Annotated in this window: 7 protein-coding genes and 1 pseudogene; all 8 read right to left on the bottom strand. The window is 41.2% G+C overall.

Annotated elements, in window-relative coordinates:
* Nucleotides 1–150: 150 nt before the first annotated feature.
* Nucleotides 151–516, bottom strand: a pseudogene (locus EKM76_RS12695) (ATP-binding protein); the annotation flags it as partial.
* The gene (locus tag EKM76_RS12700) at nt 513–893 is read right to left on the bottom strand and encodes a conjugal transfer protein (protein WP_003678270.1); all 381 of its coding nucleotides are present in this window, start codon (nt 891–893) and stop codon (nt 513–515) included. The gene EKM76_RS12700 and the pseudogene EKM76_RS12695, both read right to left, overlap by 4 nt.
* A 67-nt stretch (nt 894–960) precedes the next feature.
* Nucleotides 961–1,464: an antirestriction protein ArdA gene (locus tag EKM76_RS12705; RefSeq protein ID WP_003678269.1), complete on the bottom strand. Its 504-nt coding sequence runs from the start codon at nt 1,462–1,464 to the stop codon at nt 961–963.
* 25 nt (nt 1,465–1,489) lie between these two features.
* Nucleotides 1,490–1,711: a hypothetical protein gene (locus tag EKM76_RS12710; RefSeq protein WP_003678268.1), complete on the bottom strand. Its 222-nt coding sequence runs from the start codon at nt 1,709–1,711 to the stop codon at nt 1,490–1,492.
* Nucleotides 1,712–1,734: 23 nt separating this feature from the next.
* Nucleotides 1,735–2,457: a DNA-methyltransferase gene (locus EKM76_RS12715; RefSeq protein WP_003678263.1), complete on the bottom strand. Its 723-nt coding sequence runs from the start codon at nt 2,455–2,457 to the stop codon at nt 1,735–1,737.
* 141 nt (nt 2,458–2,598) lie between these two features.
* Nucleotides 2,599–2,892, bottom strand: coding sequence for a hypothetical protein (locus tag EKM76_RS12720; protein WP_010011722.1), 294 nt, complete (start codon nt 2,890–2,892; stop codon nt 2,599–2,601).
* Nucleotides 2,885–3,205 carry a hypothetical protein gene (locus EKM76_RS12725; protein ID WP_010011721.1) on the bottom strand — a complete coding sequence of 107 codons (321 nt, stop codon included), beginning with the start codon at nt 3,203–3,205 and terminating at the stop codon, nt 2,885–2,887. Before EKM76_RS12725 ends, EKM76_RS12720 begins: the two co-directional genes overlap by 8 nt.
* Nucleotides 3,202–4,401 carry a replication initiation factor domain-containing protein gene (locus EKM76_RS12730; RefSeq protein WP_003678260.1) on the bottom strand — a complete coding sequence of 400 codons (1,200 nt, stop codon included), beginning with the start codon at nt 4,399–4,401 and terminating at the stop codon, nt 3,202–3,204. Before EKM76_RS12730 ends, EKM76_RS12725 begins: the two co-directional genes overlap by 4 nt.
* Between the last annotated feature and the right edge of the window lie 535 nt (nt 4,402–4,936).

The following is a 4,936-nucleotide window of genomic DNA, read 5'->3' on the forward strand; positions in this document are numbered from 1 at the left end:
TTACAACACAGTTAGAATTCACAGTCACTGTGGATTCAAATCACCAAAGCAACTTGAAGATGAGTATCAAACTCAAATTCAAAATTTAGTCGTGGCATAGGACAAAAAAGTCTCTATTTAAATTGTCTATTTTATTGACAGGGGACCACGATCATTTAGTAACAGTTTGAAGCCAATAAAAAAACGATAATCAACTTGATTATCGCCAATATTGTCGATCAACGCGGCGGCCTGACCGTCAATATGTGTATCGGCAATACTTTTTAAATCACCTTTGACCGTGGCTTTGGAACGGCGCATCGTGTCATTGATACTGGATTCCGTGGCAAGCTGCAAGAGATGCAGTTTGCCGTCACGGTTTTGTGAGATCAACTGACGGAAATTTTCGTGGACTTCCGCTTTTTGGTCAGGTGAGAGAAAAGAATAGTTATAGGGGACGAGTTCGTAATAGGCGAAGCATTCGCCATCACGATTGAACACTAAATTGTCTTCGATATATTTTATGGGAAACTTCACTGGTCGAACCTCCTTACGTGGGTGATGTGGTCAAGGGCATGAGCTTTAACAGATTTGACTGGCCGCCCGGCAAACGTGATCTTCTGGGCGGTAAAATAAGTGATCACCGAGCGCAGAAAGCCTAGTGGCCGTTTGTTATCAAAAGTCTTTTGACTCATGAACCAAGTAATGGCCGCCGGAATACCGAGATATTTCAGGAATGCGCCATCAATGAAACTAAGTGGTGGTACATCACCAAGCAACATGACCAAAAATAAGGCGACGATGAACCAAGTCATTTGCGTGAATGTGACGGGGAACGGTAGATTAACATCGTTGATCGCGTAAAGCACTTTTTCCACGGACCAAATGCTGGTGTAACTACGAATCTTTTTCATAAGTGACCTCCTTTCTTTGGGGTAAAGAGGACTGATCCATTTGCTAGACCAGCCCCCGAGCAGAAACTTAATTTGCGTATTCATAAATAGCGCTGTTAGTAACCAAGTAATTACCTTCAATTTCCATATCGCGACCCAGTGCTTCAAAGTCGAGGTAGGCAATGACTTGATCTGGCAGGTCACCGAAAACGGCACCAGATTCCACAGCATCTTGTGCCAGCTCGGCCATATCTGAAACACCTTTATAGATAATGATATCCTCAGCGTTTTCAGCTAGTTCTTCAATATCACGGAACCATTCGCCAATCAAGGCACTAACGTCAGCGCCAAAATCATATTCTTCAAGCCGTTCTAAAGCGGCATACTTACGATTGATCTCGTCTATTGAATCAAAGCGATCAATTTCAAATGGTGCTTCGTAATCATGGATCGCGTACTCTTCACTGTCATTTTTCAATTCCAGTTGTTCGGCAATAGCGTCAGGGTATAACGGCGGTGTGAACCATTTGCCAGTGGGTTTGCCTTGATTGTAATAACCTAAGTTGACGATAAAAACGCGTACCGTTTCCATTTAGCTCCCTCTTTTCTTGCAGTAATTAGGCACCAACAACACGATTGAATAAGTTCAATAGCACATCTTTGACGCCGGCGGTATTAAATACCAGCCCCACGGCGATCAATGCAATGATCAGAAAGCCGATCAGTTTAGAAAATTCACGTTTAAAGCCTAAGAAAACACCGATCACTGCAATTGCCATTAGCACTAAAGACTGGGCGTTGCTTGTAAACCAGTTGAAGAGATTTTGTCCGAAGTTCATTTATTATCAATTCCTTTCTAAATTTACCAAAGTGAGGTTTGCGACGAGTGATGTTGCTTGATCCGAGCTAAGGCCTTTTGATAATAATTTGGATCAAGTTCGTAACCAATGTAGTGCCGGTCAGTATTAATACAAGCAATAGCCGTTGTGGCGGAACCCATGCAATTATCTAAAACAACTTGTCCGGGTAACGTATAAGTTTTGATCAGGTATTCAAACAATGCGACTGGCTTCTGGGTTGGGTGCCAAATATTTTTATCAGCTTTAAACCGTAGAATATCATTCGGATAGTTCTGGTACTCTTGAACATATTGTTCTGGCGCTGCCCATGGGTGTACTTGGTTACCAAAGCCTTTAGTTTGCGCATTAGTGATGGTTTTGTTCATGGGCATCAGGTCCTGTGGGTAATAGAACATGGCATTATCAGAATTAGCCACCGGCGCTTTTGAAAATACAAGTACTTCTTCATACCGTGACATTGGCCGATGGTGGGCGTTAATAAAATTAGTGACATTACTTTTGACCCAGACCCACTTGTAACGGAATAGTTCAGGCTGGGAGTTGTAGAGCTGAAAACTAAAACGTTGATTACTGGTTAGAACAATTGCACTGCGAGGTTTGATCAAACGTAAATATTGTTGCCAAAGTTGTTCAAACGGAATGATCGAATCCCATGTGTTAGGAGTTGTGCCGTAAGGAAGATCACAAAGAATCAAGTCAACGGATTGATCCGGTAGTTTCTTCATTCCAAGTAAACAGTCTTCATTATAAATAGTGTCAAGTAAAATATTGGTTTCACCGCCACAGGTTTATTTCAGTACTTGCTCCTTTTAAATTGCATTATTTTTGTCAGGGTATAACGCGACCATTCAGTAGTAGTTGTTAATCTAAAAACGTTGATTTAGTAAGGCTAAGCCAGTTTTGGCACTGACACTAAATAAGAAATTCAGATATTCATCGTTGTAACAGGGTTTACCGTAAACGTTAAGCATTGGCGTTGGCCGATGAATTGAAAAACGCCAATCAAAGTAATCGACCGGTGTGGAGAAGTACTGGGTCATTTCGAAAAGTTGTAGATAGTTTGTATCTTCCACCAGGCCGATAATTTGACCATGATAGTCATAAGCATTGAAGATCCAATCCTTATGTTCAGTGATCAAGGTTGCTAGGGGACTATTCATGCTGATCTCGATTGTTTGTTTGATATTGACCGTAAATCGGAATATGATATTGGACGCTAATGGCGGTTATTTTTTTGAGTAAACATTTATCGTTTGACGGTATACCGTGAACATCCAATAAGGGTGACGGCCAATACAAACGAAAACGCCAAGCAATATAATTAACAGGTTTAACAAATTCGGTGAGTTCAAAGAGTTGTAATAAATTAGTGCGTTCGATCACGCCAACAATATGGTTACGATAGCGATAAATATTTAACACATATTCTTTTTGGTCAGTAGATAGACTAACAAGGGGTAAGTTGGTATTCAATCAGTTTCCTCCTTTGTAAAATAATCACCGATTACGTTATCTTTAGTGACGGTGTGTTGTTCAAGCAGTTTTAGATGTTTCTGTTGGAGTTCAGCACTTTTGATCATGGTCATCGTTTGATTGTTGCCTTCATAGCCATCAATTTTTAGCAGTACTTTTAACATTGGAGCGACTTGCTTTTTGATCCAACCGCGGGTTTTGCGTAGGTCGAATGGTTCAGGTTTTAGCGTAAGCCGCAAGGGCGGCCGTCCCTTACCACAAAAGGCCGCCCAAGTTTGATTAGTCGGCCAATTGGAACGTTCTTCACCTTTACCGGGATCTACGAAGCGAACGTAGCGGGTGATAATGCCAAAGGCAGTACGTTCAACATTGCGATAACTGAGTAAATCTTCAATCGCAACGGTAGCCCGATCATTTTTCAAGCGAATTTCAAAACGATTCTTGATGCTAGTATCTGCGAATTCTTCACCATAGCGAAAAATTTGTTCGGCGGCCTTTTCATAAACACAAAAGTAGATATCACTTTTCATAGAACCAATATATAGTGTGGCGCCTTCACCGTTGATGCCGTCATCAGTCATGGCACCGGAGTTCAGACCTTGAAAGCGGCGCATAACAGAGACACATTCATTGTGTTGACATTTAACAATTAATTCTGGAATATTTAACATGCCAACACGATCGTTGACGGCTAAGTCAATTCTTTTAAAGATGGCCTTAGCTTCGTAACATTTGCGGAAGAAATCAAACCATGTCTGGTTATGAGCTAGTAAAATACCTTCAAATTCACGGCAGCCTTGTCCTTTCAATTCGAGTAGAACACCTAACTTGTCGTTTGTCGGGGCAATCATGACCTGAATGTTGGAGAAGGTGTAGTGTGCTTCATAACCGTAGAAACCCCAGTCATCAAAGAGCATGTAATCTTTATTCAAATAAAGAAAATTCTGTAGTACCCAATCTACGTCATGTGTGGGGAAACGAATCCGGACATAGTCGATATTAAGATCCAATTCCGTTTCGTTGATCCAGTTATCAAGGGTCAAATCAATTTCTTCCTGTAGGGAAACACTGGCGTTTTGTTTGCCTGATTCCACGCGTTGCAAATGTTGGCGCGTAATACCAATTTTTTCGGCTAACTGAGCTTGAGTAAGTTCCAGCGCTTTGCGCTTAGCCTTAACGTTATCAGCCCATGTCATTGATCCACTTCCTTTTTAGGCAAAATAAAAAGCAACTTTTTTAGGTCAAAGTTGCTTTTGCAAGATCGTATTTAATTGTTGATATATCACGGTTGATACATGTTTTTGCGATGTTGAATTGTCTATTTCTACCCCCCTGTTAGATACTGGGGGTTGAGCGACCGGCTAAAGCCGGCCGCAGCCCGCTCGCGCTTTTCGCGTTGCCACGCGGCGGGCTGGTACTTGTTGCCAAGTTTCTAATTAATAGTATTAGTATCGCTAATTTTGCTGTAGTATTACCTTAAGACTGGTCATAAAGGAGTTTTGGGGTAATGTCTATTAAATCAGATAATATTAATGCCATATTTAACCAATTTTCTTCTACCAATTTGCCTTCGTTTGTTAATTGTAAACGGCGGTTATAAAATGTAGGAAAAGGGCGGCGAGATCGTTGTCGGTTTTCCTACATTTTTTGATACCATTAATCACATCTTAATCGAGGAGGTTAACGATGTGAGACACGACATTAGAGAAGGAGTGAAACGTTACGTGGATA

The sequence above is a fragment of the Loigolactobacillus zhaoyuanensis genome, assembly GCF_003946385.1.
Classification (GTDB): domain Bacteria; phylum Bacillota; class Bacilli; order Lactobacillales; family Lactobacillaceae; genus Loigolactobacillus; species Loigolactobacillus zhaoyuanensis.